The organism is Virgibacillus carmonensis (genome assembly GCF_057836705.1).
Genome location: NZ_JBYQFJ010000335.1, coordinates 1 through 556, shown reverse-complemented (window position 1 = coordinate 556; position 556 = coordinate 1). Strand labels below are relative to the sequence as shown.

Below are 556 nucleotides of genomic sequence, written 5' to 3'. Positions count from 1 at the left end.
ACTATCATGTCAAGCTGCCAATCAGCATTTTAAATACGCTTGTCCATAGGGGATTGCCAAGTGAGAGAACGGTTATTGCGCCTGAAGTAACGGAATTTATGAAGAACATACTTGAACACGATTCATTTTTAAAAGAAACATGTCGTCTTGGTCTGTTAGGTGAGGTTGCAACGATGAATGTTGATCACCGTGCATTTCATCAATTAAAAGGTGTTCCCTATCAATATTTAGAAATGCTTGGCGTTGTATGGAGGGAAAGTATTTACAAGGAAGTTCAAGGAGACGAGAATCCCATTACACTGGCGGCGCTGCTATATGTGGATCATGAAGGCACCCCATTTGTATCAAAGCTCATTGAAAAATCAGGACTGACAGTGGAGCAGTGGGTTCATAAATTGACAAACGCAATTCTGCCACCGCTGCTCCACTGCCTATATCAATATGGTGTAGTCTTTTCACCGCACGGCCAAAATACAGTGCTGGTCCTGAAAGATTCCATACCTGAACGGATTATCATGAAAGATTTTGTTGACGACGTAAATATCAGTGACCAGCC

General features: G+C 42.1%; 1 protein-coding gene. It reads left to right on the top strand.

What is annotated here, in order from left to right; genetic code table 11:
- On the top strand, positions 1–556 hold a 556-nt coding region (locus AC3G7N_RS22190; protein WP_489424275.1), incomplete at both ends, for an IucA/IucC family protein.